This window comes from Vagococcus lutrae (genome assembly GCF_023299185.1).
Lineage (GTDB): Bacteria > Bacillota > Bacilli > Lactobacillales > Vagococcaceae > Vagococcus_A > Vagococcus_A lutrae.
The window spans coordinates 52,717-73,972 of the sequence record NZ_CP097017.1 but is presented as its reverse complement, the minus strand read 5'-3'; the positions used below and the strand labels follow the sequence as shown (position 1 = coordinate 73,972).

The window sequence follows — 21,256 nt, the reverse complement described above, 5'->3', positions numbered from 1 at the left end:
AAGGATGGACTGACATAATGAAATTACAACCACTTGACCTCTATCAGAACTACTACTTTTACGATCAAGGTGTTTTGCCAAATGAGCAACGTTTCGTACCATTTGCTTTATCCGATGCTTTTACGTTAAACGTTGGGGAACACCAGCGACCTTATCTTCATTTTTGGCAACTACCCAATACGGTGATTTTAGGAATGAAAGATTCACGCTTACCAGAATTGGCTCATGCCTTAAACTTTTTACAAGAAGAAAACTATCACGTCATGTTCCGTAGCTCAGGCGGACTGGGCATTGTCGCCGATGCTGGTGTGCTTAATTTTTCTTTGATTATTCCGCAACCAAAAGACCACAATCTCGAGATTAATCCCGCATATGAAATCATGACTGCTATTATACAAGAAGCCTTTCATGATTATAAGGTCACGATAGAAGCTAAAGAGATTGTGAATTCTTACTGTCCGGGCGACTTTGATTTAAGTATCAATGATCAAAAGTTTGCAGGTATTGCACAGCGTCGAATTAAAAATGGGATTAGTGTGATGATTTACCTGAGCGTTAACGGAAATCAACACCATCGAAGTCAGCTTATGCATGATTTTTATGCTAAAGGAGCCGCCGAACGGTCCAAACACGTCTATCCTTTAGTCGAGCCGACAGCGATGGCGAACTTATCCGACCTGTTGGGCGACGAGTTAAGCGTGGCAGATGTTAAACGACGTATAAAAGACGTGTTCATTAAAACGCTTAATGCCTCTTTAGAGACGTTAAGTGCAGAGAAACTAGTGTCAGAAGAGTTCCAGACGACTTTAGCTCCTCATCTTAAAAAAATGGCAAAACGAAATGAAAGTATTTTTACAGAAATAGGTGAGCAATTTGACGCAAAATAATCATAACGAGTACCTACCTATTGAGAAAGTTTTTCGCGACCCTGTTCATAACTATATACACGTTCAGCATGCGGTCATTTTAGACTTAATCAATACACGCGAGTTTCAACGTTTAAGAAGAATTAAACAACTAGGAACCACTTCTTTTACCTTTCACGGAGGTGAGCACACACGCTTTTCACATTCGTTGGGTGTCTATGAAATCACTCGCCGAATTTGTGACATATTTGAACGAAATTACTCAATAGCAGTCGATCCCGTTCATGGGTGGGATGACAGCGAACGACTAGTCGCCTTATGTGCGGCCCTTCTTCATGATATTGGACATGGCCCGTACTCTCATACTTTTGAAACGATTTTTCAAACAAATCATGAAGAAATTACGATTGCTATCATTACTTCACCGGAAACAGAAGTTTTCCAAGTGTTAAATCAAGTGGCAGAAGGATTCCCTGAGAAAGTGGCCAGTGTTATTCGTAAAGACTATCCTAATCCACAAGTCGTCCAACTTATATCTAGTCAGATTGACGCCGACCGGATGGATTATTTGTTACGAGATGCATATTTTACAGGCACGGAATACGGGACGTTTGACTTAACACGTATCTTACGTGTGATACGTCCTCATCGTGATGGCATTACCTTTACAACCAATGGAATGCATGCTGTCGAGGACTATGTCGTCAGCCGTTATCAAATGTATATGCAGGTTTACTTTCATCCTGTTTCTCGGGGTATGGAAGTCATTCTCGATCACTTATTAAAACAGGGTGCAATATGTTATCAAAAAAATCCCAAACCTTTTGAAGAACATTCGCGTTTACTTGTCCCTTTTTTCAAAAATGAGTATACACTTGAAGATTATCTCAATTTAGATGATAATGTACTCAATAGTTGTTTTGTTTTGTGGCGTCAGTCATCAAATTCGTTACTAAGCGATTTATCCAATCGCTTTTTAAATAGGCATCCTTTAAAGTCCGTGACTTTTTCATTAGAAAACGACACGGACTTAATAAAGGAAATGACCGCTCTAATTGAGAAAATCGGCTATAATGCTGCAGCCTACACGGCGATTAATACAAGTTTTGATTTGCCTTACGACTTTTATCGTCCCGATCAAAAATACCCACGGACGCAAATCGAAATGATGGAAAAAGATGGCACATTAATTGAGCTTTCACAACTCAGTGCTTTGGTTGCCGCTTTAGCCGGACAAACCTATGGAGATGAACGTTTTTATTTCCCTAAAGAAATGCTTGCCGACCCCAAAGAGAGCTTATTTGCAACTGACTTCGAAACATTTCAATCTTATATACACAATGGACGCGTACGCGCTCCAGAATTAAAGGAGAGACCATAATTTGACTATAAAACTTGTCACCATTGATATTGATGGAACACTATTAAACAATAATCACGAAATTTTACCAGAAGTAAAAGAAACTATTCAGCAAAAAAGAGCCGAAGGCGTTCAAATTGTTTTAGCATCTGGCAGGCCACTTATCGGTATGCTTGACTATGTTAAAGAGTTAGACTTAACGAGTGATACCGATTATATTATTAGCTACAATGGCTCACTTGTCTTAACTGCTGGTTCTCATAAAGTCCTGGTTAAACACGTTTTAACGCATGACGAATATATTGAAATAGAAGCACTTAGTCGCCAAATCGGCAGTCACTTACATGTTGAAGATATGGAAGCCATCTATACAGCAAATCGTAATATCAGTCCTTACACTGTTTTGGAATCCCATTTAACAAATATGCCTATTCGTTACCGCACGGTGGAAGAAATGGACCCTAACATGATGATTAGCAAAATGATGTTGATTGATGAACCAGACGTTTTAGATGCTGCTGAGAAAAAAATACCAGCATCACTCTATGACAAGTATACCTTTGTCAAAAGTATGCCATACTTTTTAGAAGTCTTAAACAAAGAAGCAAGTAAAGGCAATGCCCTTCACGACTTAGCTCAACGTTTAGGCATTAAACAGGAAGAAACTATGGCGATAGGTGACAATGAAAATGATATTTCCATGTTACAATATGCGGGTATCGGAGTTGCTATGGGAAATGCAACAGACAAAACGAAACAATATGCAGATAAAATTTCTCTTACAAATGAAGAAGCTGGCGTCGCCTATGCCTTAAAAACATGGGCTTAAGCAAGATAATTCACATTGAATGGTGTTTTTGTTACACTTAATGGAGAGTTAAAAAAGAAAGGATGATACGCAAAATGAAAATGGCACATACATGTGTACGCGTAAAAGATTTAGAAGCATCGCTTGATTTTTATCAAAAAGCTTTTGGTTTTGAAGAATCAAGAAGAAGAGATTTCCCAGAAAATAAATTTACTTTAGTATATTTAACCTTACCTGGCGATGATTATGAGTTAGAATTAACTTATAACTACGATCATGAAGCTTACGACTTAGGTAACGGTTACGGTCATATTGCCATATCCTCTGATGATTTAGAAGGCTTACATGCTAAACAAAAAGAAGCAGGCTTTGATGTCACTGATTTAAAAGCTTTGCCAGGTGTTCCACCTTCTTATTATTTCATTATGGATCCAGATGGCTACAAAATTGAAGTAATTCGTGAAAAATAACGATAACGTAAAAGAATGAGCATTTCTCGCTCATTCTTTTTTTATGTCTATCTTAGCGGTAAATAATTTACTTTTAAATGAATTCTGATACAATGAAATGGTATCATCAGTTGAAAGGATGTCATCACGTGCAAAAGTTTGAATCAAAAGAGCAGGAAAAACACTATTACGAAACACAAGCAACTGAGAAAGACTTCTTAAGTTGGTATGCCAAACAGGCACAACCTAAATATGAGAAACCGTCTGTCACAGTTGATAATGTTTTGATGAGTTATAATCGTCAAGAAGACGCACTTAAACTATTGCTTATTCAACGTAATACGCACCCTTTTCGTTTTGCATGGGCCTTACCTGGTGGTTTTGTTAATCCTCATGAATCAACGGCAGATAGTTGTATCAGAGAAACTAAAGAAGAAACTAACGTGACCATTAGTAAGCAAAATATCGAACAGCTTCACACATTTAGCACACCTCATCGAGATCCACGTGGCTGGGTGATTACAGTGAGTTATCTTGCGTTTATCGGTGAAGAGCCACTAACAGCTGGCGATGATGCGAAAGAAGCTAAGTGGTTTCATATTGAAAGAGAGGGTGACCTCTTACATCTCACTCATCCAGAACACGACAGCATCATTTTAAACTTAAAAACAAACTCTTCGGTCGGCCCTTCTACTTTGGCCTTTGACCATGAACAAATTATCATCAAAGCCTTTAACCGAGTTAAAAATAAAATGTATCATGAACCTAAAGTCTTACATGTCTTAGGAGCAGACTTTTCGATTACAGAGGCACGAAAAGTGTTTGCTAAATTTTTAGGTATTCCTTACCGTGATATCGATCACTCAAACTTTAAAAAAGCCTTACTTCCGTACTTAGAAGAAATCGGGGAAAGACCTATTGGAATTGGTCGCCCTTCTAAAATCTACCGTTTGAAACAGTTAAATCAAGACTAAAAAAAAGCTGACCTATATAGGTCAGCTTTTTATGATAGTAACGATTTAACGATTTGATTGACTTGATTGCCATCCGCTTTACCTTTGACTTTAGGCATTAGAATTCCCATCAATTTTCCAAATTCTTTCATTGATGTGATATTCGCTTCCTTCATCGTTTTCTCAATCATCTCAGTTAATTCTTCCTCAGATAATTGTTCCGGTAAGTAACGTTCGACAATGGAAAGCTCATGATGACCTTTTTCTACTAAATCATCTCTCCCCGCTGCTTCAAATTCTTTTAAAGAATCGCGACGTTGTTTCGCTTCTTTAATGACAATTGCAAGTTCTTCCTCTTCCGTTAATTCACGTCCAGATTCAATCCCTGCATTTTGAATAGCAGCTTTCATTAAGCGTAACACGCCTAATGTCTCTTTATCTTTCTCACGCATCGCTTGTTTAATATCATTATTTAAAATGGCTAATAAAGTCATCTTAATCAGCTCCGTTTTGGAAAATTAGAATTTCTTACGTTTTCTAGCTGCTTCTGATTTCTTTTTACGCTTTACGCTTGGCTTTTCGTAATATTCACGTTTACGGTATTCTTGCAATGTACCAGTTTTTGAAACGGAACGTTTGAAGCGACGAAGAGCGTCATCAAGAGATTCATTTTTCTTAACTACTGTTTTTGACATGTAAATTCCCTCCCCCCGAGCTTAAAAAGTAACCGTTTTTCAATAACATCCAAAAGACACTAAAAAACTGTCCTTCTGATATTATAACGAATGACAATTTTTTCGTCAACTTTTTCTCTAAATTTTCTCTTTTTTCATACAATTCGCACATTTCCCAAATATCTCAAAACGATGTCCTTCAATTTCAACATCTTTTAATTGCTCTTCGAAAAAAGTCATGGGACACATCTCGAGCGCTTGTGTGGCACCGCAATAAGTACAGATGAAATGATGATGATGAACGTGACCGTGTCCGCAGTGAAAACGATATTTTTTCTCACCATCAAACTCTGTTTCTTCTAAAATATTCAATTCACTAAAATCGCTTAAATTGCGATAAATGGTATCATAACTAATTCCTGCATACTTCGCAGACATAAAATCATAGACTTCTTTTGGTGCAATATACTTATCTTCTTTTTCTAAAAAAGATAAAATTTCTTCTCGTCTTTTCGTATATTTATAGCCAGATTCTTTTAAAATCTCTAACGCTTGATTAATTCTTTTTTCACTCATTTTTATCAGTCCTTTACTTTTCAAATATATGCTATAATAATCTATAAGGAAAATCAAGAAGGGACGTCCTATATGACAGATAAATGTTATTATATTTATATTATTTCAGACTCTGCCGGTGAAACGGCCTCTAAACTCGCTCAAGCTGCCATGTCACAATATGCTACTGTCAATGTCGCATTAGTAAGAAAAACCTTTGTATCTGAAAAGAAAGATTTAGTCGAGGCATTAGAGCGAGCAAAAGCTTGCAACGCGATTATCATTCATACGATGATTTCCCCTGAGTTTGTGCAATTTGCCAATCGGTATTGTCAAGAAAATGACTTGTTTTGTATGGATATTTTATCGCCCGTCGTTAACGAACTTTCTAAGCGTTCTGGTATCGACCCAACTCGCTTACCAGGGGCCATGCACTCACTGAATCAAGAATATTTTAATCGTATTGCTGCAATGGAATTTGCGGTAAAATATGATGACGGAAAAGACCCGAAAGGCTTTTTGGAAGCGGACATTGTTTTACTCGGAGTCTCACGCACGTCAAAAACACCGCTCAGTTTATTTTTAGCAAATAAAAACCTTAAAGTGGCGAACTTACCTTTAATTCCTCAAGCTCATATCCCAAAAGAGCTTTGGGAAGTCAACCCTAAAAAAATCGTTGGACTAACCAACAATCCGGAAATTTTAAATAAAATTAGACAGGAACGCATGAAAGCATACGGTTTAAATCCCAATACTGCCTACTCTGATATTAATAAGATTAATGAAGAACTTGCTTTCGCCAACAAACTTTATGAAAAACTAGGCTGTTTAGTGATTAATGTCGCAGATTTATCTATTGAAGAAACAGCTTCTATTATTTTACAAGAGCTAAACTTAGAAGAATATACTTATCATGGTTAAAAATCAAAACGGTGCTGACACTTCTTTCCGATAGACGTCAGCACCGCTTTTTTTATTTTTTAAAAGAAATTCAATAAATCTATTTTTGTTAAAGCAGCTTTTTCACTTTCATTAAAAAAGTGTTTAATTCTTCCTTGCTCTAACACTAACAATTTATTACCGTAAGTTAACGCGTCTTCCATTTTGTGCGTAATCATTAAAGCTGTTAAGTTTTTTTCTTTTACTTTTTCTGCCGTTAAATGCATCAGACGGTCTGCTGTTTTAGGGTCTAGCGCCGCTGTATGCTCATCTAGTAGCAATAAAGACGGATTGCCTAATGTCGCCATAAGTAAGCTCAGTGACTGTCTTTGACCGCCTGACAAGGCTCCTGTTGGCTGTAAAAGATGCTTTTCTAGTCCATTACCCAACTCTTTCGTTAAGTCTTCAAAATAAGGAAGAGAGGCCTCTAATCGACGAGGTAATAATCGTCGTTTCTCGCCCCGTTTCATTGCTAGTAATAGATTTTCAGCGACGGTCATTCTTGGGGCTGTTCCTAACTTTGGATCTTGAAACACTCGTGCAATCACACGTGCACGTCGTTCTTCTTTCATCATAGTGACATCGGTTCCGTTCACTTCTATATAACCAGATGAAGGAAGCATCGTCCCTGATATAAGATTAAATAACGTCGACTTACCCGCGCCATTCCCTCCGAGTACGGTCACAAAATCGCCTTGATTAAGTGATAAATCTAACTGTTTGATTAACTCTCGCTCTTCTTGATTGCCTGTGATTATTTTTTTTGTTAATTGTTCAATACACAGTACTTCCTTCATGATACTCGCTCCTTTTTAGGCATTTTCATTTGACCTTTTAATCTCGGTAAAATTAGACATCCTGCTAAAATGAGAGATGAAAATATTTTCAAGTAACTGGTGTCGACACCCAACTTTATGACAACTAAAATTAATAATTGATAGACCACACTTCCGACGACGATCGCAATTAATCGCTCGAGTAGTAACAATTCACCAAAAAGAACTTCCCCTATAATAATCGAGGATAATCCTATAACAATAATACCTATCCCTTTGTTAATATCTGCATTGCCGTCATTTTGAGCAACTAGAGAACCGGACAAGGCGATAATCCCATTTGATACCGACAGCCCTAATAACTTCATACGGTCAGTCGAAATCCCTAGCGAACGTGCCATGACCTCATTATCACCTGTCGCAATATAACTCTGTCCTAACGACGTATGTAAAAAATAAATTAAACCCACAACTAACAACACACATGTTACGATTCCGATAATTAACGTATCGTAATGCGCTGGCAACCAAGAAAACGTCACATAATCATTCAAGCGCTTTTGATTTAATAACGTTAAATTCGACCGCTTCATCACATATAACATAACTGAATTCAATCCCGTCATCACTAAAATTCCCGATAAAACAACAGGTATTTTTCCTTTTGTATAAAGTAGACCTGTCACTAACCCTGCCAGCATACCAGCTAACATCCCCGCGATGGTTGCCAATATAGGGGAAATTTGATGAGTTAAAAGCGTCACTGTGACCGCTCCGCCTAATGGAAAAGAACCTTCCGCCGTCATATCGGGGAAATTTAAAATTCGATATGTCATAAAAATACCTAAACCTAGAATTCCTAGCAAAAATCCTTGTCCTAATGTGACTGTTAACATCATTTCATCATCATCTCCACTTCTTTTGGTACTGTGATTCCTAAACTGTCCAGTTGTTCTTCATTCACAATTAAATCGCCTTCTGAAAAGACATAGATTGGCATATCACCTGGGTTTTTGTTTTTCAAGACGATATCAGCCGCCATGCGTCCCGTTTGTACGCCTAAATCTGTTTGATTAATACCAATTGTCGCAACGCCACCTTCTTCTACCATCGAAGCAACAGAAGGGATAATCGGAACGTGCGCTTGGGTCGCAATTTGAGCGACCGCTGACATGTTATTAGCGATAGTATTATCTGTAGGAATATACAATGTATCGATTTCTCGCACCATATTTGAAACAATGCTATTGATTTCATTACTAGAAGGCACGACATAGCGTTTCGTTGTCAACCCTCGCTCTTTAGCAGCTGCTTCCGCACGCTCTGCTTGGACGATGGCATTGTCTTCTGCCGACGAAATCAGTATCCCTACGCGTCGAGTCGCGGGTAATAATAGCTTTAACAAATCAAACTGTGCTTCTACGGGAGACTGATCACTTACACCTGTAATATTGCCGCCAGGATGTTCATTACTTGAGACTAAACCTGCATTTTCAGGGTCGGTAATCGCTCCAAGTACAATAGGAATTTCTTGCGTTGCATTCGCCAACGCTTGAGCAGCAGGTGTCGCAATACCTATTAAAACATCTGGTTTTTCACTAATTAATTGTTGTGACATCATATTTAACTTGCTTTGATCTCCTTGACCATTTTGGAAAACAACCTTTAAATTTTTTCCTTCCTCTAATCCCTGTTCTTTTAAACCAGTTAAAATCCCTTGATAGATTTCATCTAGTGAAGGATGGCTAATATATTGCAAAACCCCGACTGTCATGCTGTTGCTACGATTTTCTTGTTGCTTCTCAACCGTCATCGTTATGATGGGATAAAGAATCATTAAACCAATTATCATTAAGCTTATTTTAAGTTTACGTGAATACATTATCTTACGTCCTCTCTTGGATTATGTTTTTTTGAATAAAAAAAGACAACTCCCCTATACAGGAAGTTGTCAAAAAGTGCGACAAAAAATCCTGCATAAACACTATGGTCTATGCAGGACTGCTTTTTTAAAACCCGCATAGATACAAATTAGAGAGCTCTCTAAAGTTGTATCTATGCTCCTATTTGGAAACATACATACAACTATCTACGCCAGTTTTGCCACGCCATATTCAATTCTGGTAACGCACGTGTCTTCGTTTGATAGTCTTTCATGTTGTCTCCTCCGTTCTTCTTATTTCATTAAGTGTATCACTATCTGATTATTTGTCAATATCCTTAAGGTCGATTGGTCAAACTTTCAAGATAATCTACAAAATACATCTCGATTTCTGTCTTATCCTTAAATTTAACTCGCTTTGTTTCTTTGTGATTCGTATATTGAATCAACGTAATATCCGCTTGTAACTGGTAATCTGTTTTTACTTCTTTTTTATCATAAAATATAGGATAAACATATAAAACCGTTGGAAAGAGCTTTAATTGATCTGGGTCAGTTAAAACAGATTCTAGCTCAGGAGCAAACGGCGAGGCTGGATCATAAATGAGAACTGTCACCTCATTTTTCTCTTGAATGAGTGTGGCTAGACCATCTTGGGGGACTCGTTTTATCTCATCACCATTGTAGAAACTATTAGCGACAACCGAAGCGATTTGCTTTTCACGAATACGATGATTAATCTTCGGCAGGGTTAGTACACTTATTAGTAATAGTACAACTAGTGTCAACCCAGATAATATCATTAGTTTATGTGTTTTTGTTAAGCGACTTAATTGATGTTCGAGTTGCTCGATTCCAAACTTTTTTTGTTGTTTTTCTTCTTCCATAAATAGACTCCTTAATGTTTCTAATAATAGTATATCATTCTTAATCTAAAAAGAAATAGCTTTTACTCCCATTGGACATTTTAAGCTTTTCACGGTATATTAGACACAGTTTATAGCCCAAAAGGAGGGATTGTATGTCATTTGACGGTTATTTTACACATGCTATGGTTATGGAACTTAACCAAGCTTTAAGTGGTGGTCGTTTATCTAAAATTCACCAACCATATGATAATGAAGTCGTTTTAGTCATCCGACATCAAGGTAAAAATCATCGTCTACTATTATCTTCTCACCCCTCATACGGACGGATTCAGCTAACTGAGATACCTTACGAAAATCCGGCAACACCGCCTAACTTTTGTATGACATTACGTAAGCATTTAGAAAATGGGATTATTGAAAAAATAGAACAAATTCAAAATGACCGCATTGTCCAAATTAGCTTTACCAAACGTAATGAGTTAGGAGATTTAGAAGACTTACGACTCATAATAGAAATAATGGGTCGTCATAGTAATATTATTTTAATCAATCAAGAAAGTCAAAAAATTATCGATTGCATTAAGCATGTTGGCTCTTCTCAAAATAGCTATCGTTTGTTGTTGCCTGGGGCTCTTTATCGCCAACCGCCACAACAAGCGAAAAAAAATCCATGGGAAATTGACGATGTCTCTTTATTTCACCTGTTAAATGCTGAAGAACTTTCCGCTGATTACTTGCAAGAAACGTTTCAAGGACTTAGTTTCTTAACAGCTCAAGAGCTCACCTATCGTTTGTCTTCAATGCCAAATGATAAGATGAAAGCATGGCATGACTTTTTTATCACGTCATTAGACGCTTACCAACCAGCTCACTATCTCATAGACAGTAAAGAATACTTTACTGCCATTCGCTATTATTTTTTACAGAAAGAACCGACTATTTATGACACTTTAAGTGCTTTGTTAGACGTTTATTATCAGGATAAAGCAAACCGCGACCGCGTCAAACAACAATCACAAGCGTTAGAAAAAAGATTGACGAATGATATCAAACGCTTACGTAAAAAGCTAAAAAGTCTAAATAAAGACATGCAAGCGACGCATAAAAAAGAAGAGATGCAGCGAAAAGGCGAGCTGTTGACCACTTATCTACACCTTGTTCAACCTGGAATGAGTGAACTTGAAGTCACTGACTACTACACAAACGAGCCACTCGTTATTTCACTCAATCCACAACGTACGCCGGCTGAAAATGCCCAGTCTTACTTTAAACGTTATAATAAGTATAAAACAGGGGCCGTCGAGATTGCTAAACAACTTGAAACTACTCAACAAGAAATCGATTATATCGAAAGCGTTCTTTCTCAATTAGAACTCGCACAGCCGCAAGATGTCCCATTGATTAAAGAAGAGTTAATCGAAAGTGGCTATCTCAAACGCAAAAAAGAAAAAGGCAAGCCGAAAAAATTGCCACGTTTTATCGAACTAACTGCTACCGATGGCACGCCTATTTTAATCGGACGAAACAATCTACAAAATGATGAACTGACAACTAAGGTCGCTCATAAAAATCATATTTGGCTTCATGCTAAGGATATTCCCGGTTCGCATGTCATTATTAAAGATGCCGACCCAACTGAACAAACGTTACTCGAAGCAGCATCACTTGCCGCATATCACTCTAAATATCGGCTTTCCAATAACGTTCCCGTCGACTATGTTCAGGTAAAACATGTCAAGAAACCCAAAGGCGCTAAACCCGGTTTTGTCATATATGAAAATCAAAAAACACTTTATGTCACACCGAAAAGTCATATTTAAATAAAAAAGCTCTTGCAAATGCAAGAGCTTTTTAAAAATACTTTTCAACTTTTTTATTGACAAAAATCGCATTGACCAATGACATAATTAAAGCGATCAAGAAAGCAGCACCAAAACTTGAAAAAGCAAAATGCTGTTTTCCTATCAAGGCGGATGTCATAGTTAGCATCATCCCATTTATAACTAAGCTAAATAATCCAAATGTTAAAATCGTAATTGGTAGGCTGAAAAAATGTAGCACAGGCTTCACTAATGTATTCAAAATAGATAGAACGAAACTAGCCATTAGTGCCACAAAAACACTGTCAACATACATCATATTTGGAAACATATAAGCTAATGCTACTAGCGTTAATGTATTAATCAATAAACGCTGCCAATAAGTCATTAAAAATCACTCCACTCATCTTCGTCATCATCTACTTTTGTTGCTTGCTTACGCTCATTACCCGGTCTGCGATTCATCCCGTCACCGTAGTAATTACCATAATAATTTTTTCTTGTTTGATGTTGGGCAGGTTGAGATGGAACAATAATCGCCAATAAGATGTATAAAAAGAAACCAGGAAATCCTGCAGTGAAAAAGCTTAGTGCGAGATACACAATACGGACAATCGTTGGATCAATTCCGAAAAACTCACCAATTCCCCCTAAAACACCACTCACAACAATATTTGAATTTGACTTTGTTAATTTTTTCTTCATACGACTCTCCTCCTATATTAACGTATATCCGCTACGCTTGTCTACTCTTTACTAGTCGGCATCCTTTAGTAAAACATTACCTGTCGTTGTTGATAATTTGATGTAGACCGTATCTTCCGGATGATATCTTCTAAATTGTAACATACGATTCGTTTTTTCAGTTTTTTCACGAATCACTTCAAACTCTGATAAACGATTTTTAATGGCACCTAGACTTGTTTTAGCTAAACCTTCTATGCCTTGCATTTGGGGTAACGCCACTTTGATATCACCGTTGACCACTTTTGCATCTAAGTTTTTCATTGAATCATCCACCGCCGTCACGCGAATATCGCCGTTAACATTTCCAACAGAAATATTTTGTAACGCGGCTTTTAGAATAAAATCCCCATTCACTGATGTGCCAATAAAATCTAACACAGAGGCATTTTTAACAGTAACATCGCCATTGACACCTTCTGCTTCTAACATCGTAGCCGTAAACCCATCAATCATCAAATCACCGTTTGTACTCTTTAGGTACGTGTCTTTAGCCTCTAAATCAAACACATTAATATCGCCATTTAAGATTTTAGCTGACACATGGTCGTAACTACGTGCTGGTAAATAAAAGATTAACTCCGCTTTAATCCGCTTATTAGGAATTTGAAAAGAAATACGCTCTTCATCTACTTCAATTTCACTTCTTTCAAGAAATGCTTCAAATGGCGTATCTGCTTCCATTTTACCATATAGTTTAATCTGACTGACAACTTTTATATCCTCTGAATCCCATTGACGAAACTCAATAAGACCGTTAGCAACTTTTACATCAATAATACTTGCAGAACATGCTGGATAATAAAACTCATGCTCAAATGTACTCATCGCCATGCCGGGCACTTTAATATTAACATCTTTCCAGTCAACATGATCATTAACCGTATTCGTTACCGTCTTCATTGTTTCTTTCATTAATTTGCTAAATTGATTGCCTGCTTGGTTCATTTTCTTACCGAACTTTTCGCCTGCTTTCTCCATTTTATCACCTAAATCGGTCAGCGTTTGTTCCCAGTCGTCTGGTAATTGAAAACGCATGTCCTCTTCTTCGTTTAGTTCACGTTTAGATGTTTTGACTTCTTTTAGACGCGCCTCTAACTCTAAGACTTCTTCTTCCATAGCGACACGTTGTTTCTTCAACTCGCCTAGTTTCGTTTCATAATGAACGCGCTCTTCTCTTTTTTCAGGCGCTAACTCATCTAATTCTTCTAAAGTGTTGATAATCATTATTTGTTCTTCCAACATATTGATTTCACTTGTCACATCTTCTATCTCAGCATTTACCACATCAAGCTTTGAAGAGGTTTGATTTAACTCCGTTGCTAAATCGTCTAACAATTGCTCTAGCTTTGCTTGCTCTTCATTTTCTTCTTTGCTAACTTCATCAGACTCTTCTGCTTGCTTATTTAAATGATGTTGTTTGACTTCTGACGCTTCTTGTTGAATGATACTTTCATCTTTTGCAATAGCCATATTTTCAAGTAATACTAATGCTTCATCTGTTGTAATGACTCCTTTTTTGACTAATTCTAATACGCGATCTCGTTCTTTCATCTTGATAGCCTCCTTAGCTAAACTTTCCTTCGATCAGCTTGTATCTCTATTATGCCTTTTTTTATCACACCTGTCATAGGTCTTGAGATGGATTTCTCTATCAATGCCAAGTCGCAATTCTAATTAAAAAAGCGAACCGTAATATACGGCTCGCTTTTTTTACTATTTTTCTAAATTGATTCACGATTAGAGTTTAATTCATATATTTTTCCAGTTTTTAAGTAAACAATCCATTCACAGATATTGGTTACATAGTCACCAATACGCTCTAGATAACCTGCTACTTGCAAATAGTCGGTGCCTCCAATAACTGTTTGAGGGTTCTCTTGCATTTCCTTAATTGACATGTCATAAATCTCATGGAAGTAGCGATTAACAACGTTATCTCGATTCGCAATTTCTTTCGCTTTTTCAGCATCTTCTTCTATATAAGCCTTCAAGACATCATCCATCATCTCTTTGACAGCGTCACTCATCTCAGATATTTTTTCCTCTACTTCTAAAATACGTGCATTTCCTTTTACCCTAATAGTAGATTTAGAAATCGAAACCGCATGGTCGCCAATACGTTCTAAATCAGAGATAGCTTTCATTACCGTGACGATAATTCGTAAGTCAGTGGTAACAGGTTGTTGTAAAGCAATCATTTCTAAGCTTTTCTTTTCTAGTTTTAATTCTAATTCATTAATATCGCTATCTTCTTCAATCACAGATACAGCCATTTCTTTATCATGCTTGATAAAAGCCTTCACTGACTTATAGACAGCGGCACTGACCATTTTCCCCATTTCATGAAACTGTAAATGCAGCTTGTGTAAATCCTCTTCAAATTGTGAACGTAACATCGCATTCAACCCTTTCTAATCTTTGTTAACCAAACTTTCCACTAATATAATCTTCTGTTTCTTGACGATCTGGCGTTAAGAATATCTTTTTCGTTTTGTTATATTCAATTAAATCGCCATTTAAGAAAAATGCTGTTTTATCTGATATTCTGGAAGCCTGTTGCATATTATGAGTGACCATAATCATCGTGTATTTATTTTTTAACTCAAAAAGCATGTTTTCAATTTTACCACTTGATACTGGGTCTAGCGCACTGGTTGGCTCATCTAGTAATATCACTTCTGGTTTTACCGCTAGAACGCGCGCGATACAGACACGCTGTTGTTGTCCACCAGAAAGCGCCAAAGCACTTTTATCCAGTTTATCTTTTACATCATCCCAGACTGCCGCCGCTCGTAAACTTTCCTCGACAATTTGGTCTAGTTCTTGTTTCGGTGGTGTGTTTTCTAAACGTAAACCATAAACGACATTCTCATAGACGGAAAAAGGAAAAGGATTAGGTTGTTGAAAAACCATTCCGATTTTTTTTCTCAAGTTAACAGTATCCGTCTTGGGACTGTATATGTTTTCTCCTTTAAACATGACGTTTCCAGTAATCGTGACATCTGGAATCAAGTCATTCATGCGGTTAAGCGTCCGCAAAAAAGTGGACTTGCCACAACCAGAAGGACCAATTAACGCCGTGATTTCACCTTGCGTAAAGGACATATTGATTCCTTTTAGTGCTTCCTTTTCACCATAATACAAATGCAAATCTTTCGACTCTAACATGTCTTTCCTCCTTAACCGAAGTGTCCTGATACATAATCTTCTGTCGCTTTAATCTTCGGACGGGTAAAGATTTTCTTCGTCCGATCATATTCAATAACATTTCCTAAATAGAAGAAAGCCGTATAATCACTAATACGTGCCGCCTGTTGCATGTTATGGGTCACAATAATAATCGTATAATCTTCTTTTAAGTTAATCAATGTTTCTTCCACTTTACTTGTCGAAATGGGGTCTAATGCACTTGCCGGTTCATCTAGTAATAGAATATCTGGTTTCATTGCGATCGCACGCGCGATACATAGACGTTGCTGTTGCCCACCTGATAAGGCATGCGCACTTTTATTTAAGTTATCTTTTACTTGGTCCCACAAAGCTGCTTGTTTTAGACTTGTTTCAACAATTTCATCGAGATAGTGTTTATCTTTTTCACCATGTTGTTTTAAAGCAAAAGTAATATTGTCATAGATAGACTTACTAAATGGATTTGGCCTCTGAAAAACCATTCCGATATGTTTTCTCATTTCGTAAACGTCGACTTTCGATGAATTAATATCTGTATGTTGATACATAATTTTACCCGTTACTTTAGTATTGGCAATTTCATCGTTCATTCGATTTAACGAACGTAGATATGTTGATTTCCCACAACCTGAAGGGCCGATAAGTGACGTAATTTTGTTTTTTTCAAATTCAAGGGAGACCCCTTTTATCGCTTCATTCTGACCATACCAGACATGAATATCATCTGTACTAATCGCGATTTCTTTATCTTGTAACGACACCACATGACGCGATGTCAAATCATAATTTTCCATGAATTTACTCCTTTATGCCGATGTTATCCGTTTATGGATTCGTTTTCCAATGAAGCGTGCCAAAATATTAAATAGTAAAACGGCGATAATTAAGACTGCTGACGCACCGGCAGATACTTGTGGTCCGTCGGGCATATTCCCTTCACTGTTGACTTTCCAGATATGTACCGCTAACGTTTCTGCTTGGCGGAAGATATTTAGCGGACTTGAAATACTTAATGGATTCCAATTAGTAAAATCTAAGGCTGGAGCACTTTGACCGGCTGTATAGATTAAAGCAGCTGCTTCCCCGAAGATACGTCCTGCACCTAAAATTACCCCTGTTAAAATGCCGGGTAAAGCTTCAGGCACAACAACACGTAATACCGTCTCCCAACGTGATAACCCTAATGCAAGACCTGCTTCGCGTTGCGTAAAGTGAACGGCGTTTAGTGATTCTTCTACATTTCGTGTTAGCAAAGGTAAGTTGAAAAACGTTAAGGCTAATGCACCTGAAATAATCGAAAAGCCCATCTCTGCTTTCACAACAAATACTAGAAAGCCGAATAAACCAACGACAACTGACGGAAGTGAGCTTAAAATTTCAATGGACGTACGAATGACATCCGTAAACCAATTTTTACGGGCATATTCAGCCAAATAGATACCTGCCCCTAATGAGATAGGGATACTAATTAACATGGTAATAATCAACAGATAGAACGAGTTAAATAACTGAATTCCAATACCACCACCTGCTTGAAACGATTTAGCTGGCGTTGTTAAAAATTTCCATGAAATATGAGGAACTCCTCTAAATAAAATATATCCGATTAAACTGGCAAGAATCAGCACTATCAAACCGGAAACGGCATATAAAATACCTGTCCAAATTTTATCGACTTTTTTTGGATTCATTATTTGAAGGCTCCTTTCTTACCAATCAATCGAATGACAATATTAAAGAATAATGACATCAGTAATAATAACAAAGCTAGCGACCACAGTACGTTATTTTCCAACGTTCCCATAATCGTATTACCAATTCCCATTGTTAAAATACTTGTCAAAGTTGAAGCCGGACTTGTTAAATCTTGAGGCATGATTGCCGCATTACCAATAACCATTTGTACTGCTAGTGCTTCACCAAAAGCACGCGCCATTCCAAATACGACAGCTGTTAAGACTCCTGGAATAGCCGATCTTAAGACTACTTTATAAATCGTTTGCCATCTCGTTGCACCAAGTGCTAAAGAGGCTTCGCGATAATGTCTAGGTACAGCATTTAACGCATCAACTGTCATAGACGTAACGGTTGGTAAAATCATAACAAACAGAACAAAAGTCCCAGCTAAGATACCAAAACCACTACCGCCAAATGTATTACGTACAGCTGGCACGATAACAGTTAAGCCTACGAAACCATAGACAACTGAAGGTATCCCTACTAATAACTCGATAACGGGTTGCAAGATTTTCTTTCCTAATGTAGGAGAAATCTCGGTCATAAAGACAGCCGCTCCTATAGCAAACGGAGTCGCGACAATTGCGGATAGCAAGGTAACTAAAAATGACCCCATTATCATCGGCAGTGCGCCAACGAGTGGCTCCCCATTTTCCCCGACATTTCCAGGACTCCATGTTGTACCAAACAAAAAGTCAAACAGGTTGACGCCATCTTTAAAGAAAGTAGCTAGACCTTTACTAGCGACAAAATAAAAAATAGCGGCAACGACAACGACTATAAATAAAATACAAAGAAAACTAATGAATTTACCAATCTGCTCTAATTTGGCCTTTTTAGATTTTTTTTGTAACTGTTGCTGGATGTTCTCCAAAACAACTCCTCCTCATCTACATACATTTTAACGCGCATTAATCTCTGTGATGTTCCCCGCTGCATCACGTTCCACTTTCATCTCGGTCACTGGAATGTAGCCTAACTGTGGCACCATCTCTTTTTGAATATGATCCGACAACATATAATCTAGATATTCTTTTGTTAAGCCTTTTGGTTCGCCTAATGTGTACATATGTTCATACGACCAAATTTTCCACTTGTTCGTCTTCACATGTTTGTCAAGCGGCTCTACACCGTCGACCTTTAACGCTTTAACCTCATCTGTCACATAAGAAAAAGCAACGTAGCTAATAGCTCCCGGCGTTGTCGCAACAATTTGTCGAACCATCCCAGTAGATTCTTGCTCTTGAGCAAGTTTTGACACTTCCCCATCTAAAACCCACTGTTCAAACGTATGTCGCGTACCACTTCCGCTTGCACGGTTGATTAAAACGATTGGCAAATCAGCCCCACCTAATTCTGACCAATTCGTAATTTTTCCTGTAAAGATATTTTTTAACTCCGTCATTGAAAGATTATTTAAGGATACTTCTTTATTAACAATCGGTGTAATGCCGACGACTGCTACTTTGTGATCGACGAGTTCGTCTGTTTTTAATCCTGATTTTTCTTCCGCAAACAAATCTGAATTCCCTATTTCAACCGCACCAGCTTGGACTTGACTCAGACCGGTACCACTTCCGCCACCTTGGACGTTGATAAATTTCCCTACATGTTCACTACTAAATTCTTCGCCCGCAGCAGCAGCTAAAGGTTGCATTGCTGAAGACCCAACGGCAGTGATTGATTCCCCATTATCGACTAAATCCCCACATCCAGTTAATAATGTTGACATGAGTATTACACTGGCCATACTTAAGATTTTTTTCACCGAAAAATCCTCCCTTATTTTCACAAGAATTACGTCTAAAAAAACCTAATTCTCTTTATTAAACATATAGGTTAGACTCAAAAAAATCAAGTCTTTTTCCTTGAATTTACAGTTTTTCAACTCTATTTACAGAAATCACTCTTTCATTCTTTTTTCACAAAAAAAACAGCCTATAAAAAACGGATTTTCTCCTCTTTTTATAGACTGCAAAACAAAGCATCTTAAATTTTTAAGAAACGACGCATAGACATGATTGACCCAATTGAGCCAATTACCACTCCAATGACTCCCATTAAGATATTCATTCCTAAAACTAAGTCCTGAGCGGGTATCAGTGAAAACGATTGACTGAGTAAAATTTTACTTACAATCGAACTGACTTCTGGATAACCAAACGTCATCATAAGCATAGGGATAACAGCTCCTAAAAGACCTATCCAAGCACCTTCTAAGAAGAATGGCCAGCGAATAAATCCGTTCTTTGCTCCAACTAATTTCATAATCTGAATTTCGCGTTTTCTTGAAATGATAGTAATTCTGATTGTATTTGAGATTAGGAAAATAGCGACAAATATTAGCAAGGCTGTCGCAACAAGTCCCCATGTACGAATACCTTTTGAGATTTTAAAAATCTTATCAGATGAAAGTCCGCCATAGTCGGCTTTATAAACAGCTGGTAACTTTTCAGCAATTTTTTGAACTTTTTTCGTGTCTTCTGGTTCTTTCGTACTGACAATAAACACGTCGTACAATGGATTGTCATCTTCATCAAATAATTTCCAAGAATCTCCATACTTTTCAATTAAGTTATTTAACTGCTCTTCTCGACCGGAAAATTTAACTTTTTCCACACTTGGAATTTTTTCTAATTCCGTTTTAAGCTGGTCCATTTCCTCTTTTTCAGTACCGTAATCAATGAATACGGAGATATCTACGGTTGATTCGATATCCTTAGCAATCTTTGCTACGTTTAAAATCACTGAAAGGAAAATACCAACTAAAATCAATGTCACTGTCACGGCACTCACAGAAGCTAGCGTCATCCAGCCGTTTCGTTTTAAACTTTTTAAACTTTCACCTAAATGGCGGAAAAATGTTCTAATCATCGTAACCGTATTCTCCTTCCGCTTGATCTCGAATAATACGTCCATGCTCAATCGCAATCACGCGGTGGCGGATGGTATTAACAATCGTACTATTATGTGTGGCCATTACAACAGTTGTCCCTTGTGTATTGATTTTATCTAACAATTTCATAATTTCCCATGAGTTTTCTGGGTCTAAGTTTCCAGTTGGCTCATCTGCAATCAAAACTTTGGGCGTGTTAACGATAGCACGGGCAATTGCCACACGCTGCTGCTCCCCACCAGATAATTCGGCTGGGAAGACACGGACTTTGTGTTTTAAGCCAACAAGCTCTAACACTTCCATAACTCGACGTTTGATTTCACGTGGTCGTTTACCAATAACTTCCATCGCATACGCTACATTTTCATAAACTGTTTTTTGATATAAAAGTTTATAGTCTTGGAACACAATCCCTACTTCTCTTCTTAAAAGAGGGGTTTGTTTATTTTTAATTTTTAGCAAGTCATAGCCGCAAACATTTAAATATCCTTTTGTTGCTTTTTCTTCACGATACATCAATTTTATAAAGGTTGACTTCCCTGCACCACTAGGGCCAACGACGTAGACAAACTCGCCTTGGTCAATCGTGATACTAATATTACGAAGAGCGGTTGTGCCGTTTGGATACTTCTTCGTAACGTTTTCCATTTCTATCATTAAGCATTCTCCTACCTTTTTTTGCAATACGCTACGCCTTATTATAACATTAGATGTGCGAAATATATCTTACATTACA

25 protein-coding genes are annotated in these 21,256 nt (G+C 37.5%); 7 read left to right on the top strand and 18 right to left on the bottom strand.

What is annotated here, in order from left to right; genetic code table 11:
* Positions 1 to 17 precede the first annotated feature (17 nt).
* From M2919_RS00410 to M2919_RS00390, 5 genes are all read left to right on the top strand, one after another.
* The gene (locus M2919_RS00410) at positions 18 to 887 is read left to right on the top strand and encodes a lipoate--protein ligase family protein (protein WP_248848843.1); all 870 of its coding nucleotides are present in this window, start codon (positions 18 to 20) and stop codon (positions 885 to 887) included.
* Positions 874 to 2,247: an HD domain-containing protein gene (locus tag M2919_RS00405; protein ID WP_338065023.1), complete on the top strand. Its 1,374-nt coding sequence runs from the start codon at positions 874 to 876 to the stop codon at positions 2,245 to 2,247. The genes M2919_RS00410 and M2919_RS00405 overlap by 14 nt, the downstream gene beginning before the upstream one ends.
* 1 nt (position 2,248) lies before the next feature.
* Complete coding sequence (gene yidA, locus M2919_RS00400) at positions 2,249 to 3,055, top strand: sugar-phosphatase (RefSeq protein WP_248848842.1); 807 nt, start codon at positions 2,249 to 2,251, stop codon at positions 3,053 to 3,055.
* A gap of 74 nt (positions 3,056 to 3,129) precedes the next feature.
* On the top strand, positions 3,130 to 3,504 hold the full coding sequence (gene gloA / locus M2919_RS00395; protein WP_023605660.1) for a lactoylglutathione lyase: 375 nt from the start codon (positions 3,130 to 3,132) through the stop codon (positions 3,502 to 3,504).
* 128 nt (positions 3,505 to 3,632) lie between these two features.
* Positions 3,633 to 4,457: an NUDIX domain-containing protein gene (locus M2919_RS00390; RefSeq protein WP_126763654.1), complete on the top strand. Its 825-nt coding sequence runs from the start codon at positions 3,633 to 3,635 to the stop codon at positions 4,455 to 4,457.
* A 29-nt stretch (positions 4,458 to 4,486) separates the two neighbouring features.
* Here the strand turns inward: M2919_RS00390 and M2919_RS00385 are convergent, their stop codons facing one another.
* The 3 genes from M2919_RS00385 to M2919_RS00375 all read right to left on the bottom strand — a co-directional run bounded on the left by M2919_RS00385 (position 4,487) and on the right by M2919_RS00375 (position 5,686).
* Positions 4,487 to 4,930 carry a GatB/YqeY domain-containing protein gene (locus tag M2919_RS00385; protein ID WP_126763264.1) on the bottom strand — a complete coding sequence of 148 codons (444 nt, stop codon included), beginning with the start codon at positions 4,928 to 4,930 and terminating at the stop codon, positions 4,487 to 4,489.
* A gap of 24 nt (positions 4,931 to 4,954) precedes the next feature.
* Complete coding sequence (gene rpsU / locus M2919_RS00380; RefSeq protein ID WP_023605663.1) at positions 4,955 to 5,131, bottom strand: 30S ribosomal protein S21; 177 nt, start codon at positions 5,129 to 5,131, stop codon at positions 4,955 to 4,957.
* Positions 5,132 to 5,248: 117 nt separating this feature from the next.
* Positions 5,249 to 5,686: a Fur family transcriptional regulator gene (locus M2919_RS00375; RefSeq protein ID WP_126763266.1), complete on the bottom strand. Its 438-nt coding sequence runs from the start codon at positions 5,684 to 5,686 to the stop codon at positions 5,249 to 5,251.
* Between the two features lie 72 nt (positions 5,687 to 5,758).
* Between M2919_RS00375 and M2919_RS00370 the strand changes: the two genes are divergently transcribed.
* On the top strand, positions 5,759 to 6,586 hold the full coding sequence (locus M2919_RS00370; RefSeq protein ID WP_248848840.1) for a pyruvate, water dikinase regulatory protein: 828 nt from the start codon (positions 5,759 to 5,761) through the stop codon (positions 6,584 to 6,586).
* A 59-nt stretch (positions 6,587 to 6,645) separates the two neighbouring features.
* Here the strand turns inward: M2919_RS00370 and M2919_RS00365 are convergent, their stop codons facing one another.
* The 4 genes from M2919_RS00365 to M2919_RS00350 all read right to left on the bottom strand — a co-directional run bounded on the left by M2919_RS00365 (position 6,646) and on the right by M2919_RS00350 (position 10,149).
* Positions 6,646 to 7,401, bottom strand: a complete 756-nt coding sequence (locus tag M2919_RS00365; RefSeq protein WP_248848838.1) for an ABC transporter ATP-binding protein — start codon at positions 7,399 to 7,401, stop codon at positions 6,646 to 6,648.
* The gene (locus M2919_RS00360; RefSeq protein ID WP_248849519.1) at positions 7,398 to 8,276 is read right to left on the bottom strand and encodes an ABC transporter permease; all 879 of its coding nucleotides are present in this window, start codon (positions 8,274 to 8,276) and stop codon (positions 7,398 to 7,400) included. The genes M2919_RS00365 and M2919_RS00360 overlap by 4 nt, the downstream gene beginning before the upstream one ends.
* On the bottom strand, positions 8,276 to 9,262 hold the full coding sequence (gene trpX / locus M2919_RS00355; RefSeq protein ID WP_276520509.1) for a tryptophan ABC transporter substrate-binding protein: 987 nt from the start codon (positions 9,260 to 9,262) through the stop codon (positions 8,276 to 8,278). Before trpX ends, M2919_RS00360 begins: the two co-directional genes overlap by 1 nt.
* Before the next feature lie 338 nt (positions 9,263 to 9,600).
* A complete protein-coding gene (locus M2919_RS00350; RefSeq protein WP_248848836.1) occupies positions 9,601 to 10,149 on the bottom strand; it encodes a hypothetical protein in 549 nt (182 codons plus the stop codon).
* A 134-nt stretch (positions 10,150 to 10,283) separates the two neighbouring features.
* Here M2919_RS00350 and M2919_RS00345 point away from each other — a divergent pair, with 134 nt between their 5' ends.
* The gene (locus M2919_RS00345; RefSeq protein ID WP_248848835.1) at positions 10,284 to 11,951 is read left to right on the top strand and encodes an NFACT RNA binding domain-containing protein; all 1,668 of its coding nucleotides are present in this window, start codon (positions 10,284 to 10,286) and stop codon (positions 11,949 to 11,951) included.
* Between the two features lie 31 nt (positions 11,952 to 11,982).
* Here M2919_RS00345 and M2919_RS00340 read toward each other — a convergent pair whose 3' ends face one another.
* The 11 genes from M2919_RS00340 to ftsE all read right to left on the bottom strand — a co-directional run bounded on the left by M2919_RS00340 (position 11,983) and on the right by ftsE (position 21,177).
* On the bottom strand, positions 11,983 to 12,339 hold the full coding sequence (locus tag M2919_RS00340) for a phage holin family protein (protein WP_222318391.1): 357 nt from the start codon (positions 12,337 to 12,339) through the stop codon (positions 11,983 to 11,985).
* A complete protein-coding gene (locus M2919_RS00335) occupies positions 12,339 to 12,656 on the bottom strand; it encodes a PspC domain-containing protein (protein WP_023605672.1) in 318 nt (105 codons plus the stop codon). The genes M2919_RS00340 and M2919_RS00335 overlap by 1 nt, the downstream gene beginning before the upstream one ends.
* Positions 12,657 to 12,707: 51 nt before the next feature.
* A complete protein-coding gene (liaX, locus tag M2919_RS00330) occupies positions 12,708 to 14,249 on the bottom strand; it encodes a daptomycin-sensing surface protein LiaX (protein ID WP_248848833.1) in 1,542 nt (513 codons plus the stop codon).
* Positions 14,250 to 14,419: 170 nt separating this feature from the next.
* The gene (gene phoU, locus M2919_RS00325; RefSeq protein WP_126763281.1) at positions 14,420 to 15,094 is read right to left on the bottom strand and encodes a phosphate signaling complex protein PhoU; all 675 of its coding nucleotides are present in this window, start codon (positions 15,092 to 15,094) and stop codon (positions 14,420 to 14,422) included.
* A gap of 25 nt (positions 15,095 to 15,119) precedes the next feature.
* Complete coding sequence (gene pstB, locus M2919_RS00320; RefSeq protein WP_023605675.1) at positions 15,120 to 15,866, bottom strand: phosphate ABC transporter ATP-binding protein PstB; 747 nt, start codon at positions 15,864 to 15,866, stop codon at positions 15,120 to 15,122.
* A gap of 11 nt (positions 15,867 to 15,877) precedes the next feature.
* Positions 15,878 to 16,681 carry a phosphate ABC transporter ATP-binding protein PstB gene (gene pstB / locus M2919_RS00315; RefSeq protein WP_023605676.1) on the bottom strand — a complete coding sequence of 268 codons (804 nt, stop codon included), beginning with the start codon at positions 16,679 to 16,681 and terminating at the stop codon, positions 15,878 to 15,880.
* 12 nt (positions 16,682 to 16,693) lie between these two features.
* Positions 16,694 to 17,578: a phosphate ABC transporter permease PstA gene (pstA, locus tag M2919_RS00310; RefSeq protein ID WP_023605677.1), complete on the bottom strand. Its 885-nt coding sequence runs from the start codon at positions 17,576 to 17,578 to the stop codon at positions 16,694 to 16,696.
* The gene (gene pstC / locus M2919_RS00305) at positions 17,578 to 18,498 is read right to left on the bottom strand and encodes a phosphate ABC transporter permease subunit PstC (protein WP_023605678.1); all 921 of its coding nucleotides are present in this window, start codon (positions 18,496 to 18,498) and stop codon (positions 17,578 to 17,580) included. Before pstC ends, pstA begins: the two co-directional genes overlap by 1 nt.
* Before the next feature lie 27 nt (positions 18,499 to 18,525).
* Positions 18,526 to 19,392 (bottom strand): phosphate ABC transporter substrate-binding protein PstS family protein, encoded by an 867-nt coding sequence (locus M2919_RS00300; RefSeq protein WP_023605679.1) that lies wholly within the window; start codon positions 19,390 to 19,392, stop codon positions 18,526 to 18,528.
* 221 nt (positions 19,393 to 19,613) lie between these two features.
* Complete coding sequence (gene ftsX / locus M2919_RS00295; RefSeq protein ID WP_222318422.1) at positions 19,614 to 20,498, bottom strand: permease-like cell division protein FtsX; 885 nt, start codon at positions 20,496 to 20,498, stop codon at positions 19,614 to 19,616.
* On the bottom strand, positions 20,491 to 21,177 hold the full coding sequence (gene ftsE, locus M2919_RS00290) for a cell division ATP-binding protein FtsE (protein WP_023605681.1): 687 nt from the start codon (positions 21,175 to 21,177) through the stop codon (positions 20,491 to 20,493). Before ftsE ends, ftsX begins: the two co-directional genes overlap by 8 nt.
* Positions 21,178 to 21,256: the final 79 nt, after the last annotated feature.

What these genes read in the sequence shown, in the direction of transcription:
- liaX (WP_248848833.1), bottom strand. Translation starts at nt 14,249, where the DNA reads ATGAAAGAACGAGATCGCGTATTAGAATTAGTCAAAAAAGGAGTCATT.
- M2919_RS00375 (WP_126763266.1), bottom strand. Translation starts at nt 5,686, where the DNA reads ATGAGTGAAAAAAGAATTAATCAAGCGTTAGAGATTTTAAAAGAATCT.
- M2919_RS00385 (WP_126763264.1), bottom strand. Translation starts at nt 4,930, where the DNA reads ATGACTTTATTAGCCATTTTAAATAATGATATTAAACAAGCGATGCGT.
- ftsX (WP_222318422.1), bottom strand. Translation starts at nt 20,498, where the DNA reads ATGATTAGAACATTTTTCCGCCATTTAGGTGAAAGTTTAAAAAGTTTA.
- pstB (WP_023605676.1), bottom strand. Translation starts at nt 16,681, where the DNA reads ATGGAAAATTATGATTTGACATCGCGTCATGTGGTGTCGTTACAAGAT.
- M2919_RS00365 (WP_248848838.1), bottom strand. Translation starts at nt 7,401, where the DNA reads ATGAAGGAAGTACTGTGTATTGAACAATTAACAAAAAAAATAATCACA.
- gloA (WP_023605660.1), top strand. Translation starts at nt 3,130, where the DNA reads ATGAAAATGGCACATACATGTGTACGCGTAAAAGATTTAGAAGCATCG.
- M2919_RS00345 (WP_248848835.1), top strand. Translation starts at nt 10,284, where the DNA reads ATGTCATTTGACGGTTATTTTACACATGCTATGGTTATGGAACTTAAC.
- pstB (WP_023605675.1), bottom strand. Translation starts at nt 15,866, where the DNA reads ATGTTAGAGTCGAAAGATTTGCATTTGTATTATGGTGAAAAGGAAGCA.
- M2919_RS00360 (WP_248849519.1), bottom strand. Translation starts at nt 8,276, where the DNA reads ATGTTAACAGTCACATTAGGACAAGGATTTTTGCTAGGAATTCTAGGT.
- M2919_RS00410 (WP_248848843.1), top strand. Translation starts at nt 18, where the DNA reads ATGAAATTACAACCACTTGACCTCTATCAGAACTACTACTTTTACGAT.
- M2919_RS00340 (WP_222318391.1), bottom strand. Translation starts at nt 12,339, where the DNA reads ATGACTTATTGGCAGCGTTTATTGATTAATACATTAACGCTAGTAGCA.
- M2919_RS00350 (WP_248848836.1), bottom strand. Translation starts at nt 10,149, where the DNA reads ATGGAAGAAGAAAAACAACAAAAAAAGTTTGGAATCGAGCAACTCGAA.
- ftsE (WP_023605681.1), bottom strand. Translation starts at nt 21,177, where the DNA reads ATGATAGAAATGGAAAACGTTACGAAGAAGTATCCAAACGGCACAACC.
- M2919_RS00370 (WP_248848840.1), top strand. Translation starts at nt 5,759, where the DNA reads ATGACAGATAAATGTTATTATATTTATATTATTTCAGACTCTGCCGGT.
- rpsU (WP_023605663.1), bottom strand. Translation starts at nt 5,131, where the DNA reads ATGTCAAAAACAGTAGTTAAGAAAAATGAATCTCTTGATGACGCTCTT.
- trpX (WP_276520509.1), bottom strand. Translation starts at nt 9,262, where the DNA reads ATGTATTCACGTAAACTTAAAATAAGCTTAATGATAATTGGTTTAATG.
- M2919_RS00335 (WP_023605672.1), bottom strand. Translation starts at nt 12,656, where the DNA reads ATGAAGAAAAAATTAACAAAGTCAAATTCAAATATTGTTGTGAGTGGT.
- phoU (WP_126763281.1), bottom strand. Translation starts at nt 15,094, where the DNA reads ATGTTACGTTCACAATTTGAAGAGGATTTACACAAGCTGCATTTACAG.
- pstA (WP_023605677.1), bottom strand. Translation starts at nt 17,578, where the DNA reads ATGAATCCAAAAAAAGTCGATAAAATTTGGACAGGTATTTTATATGCC.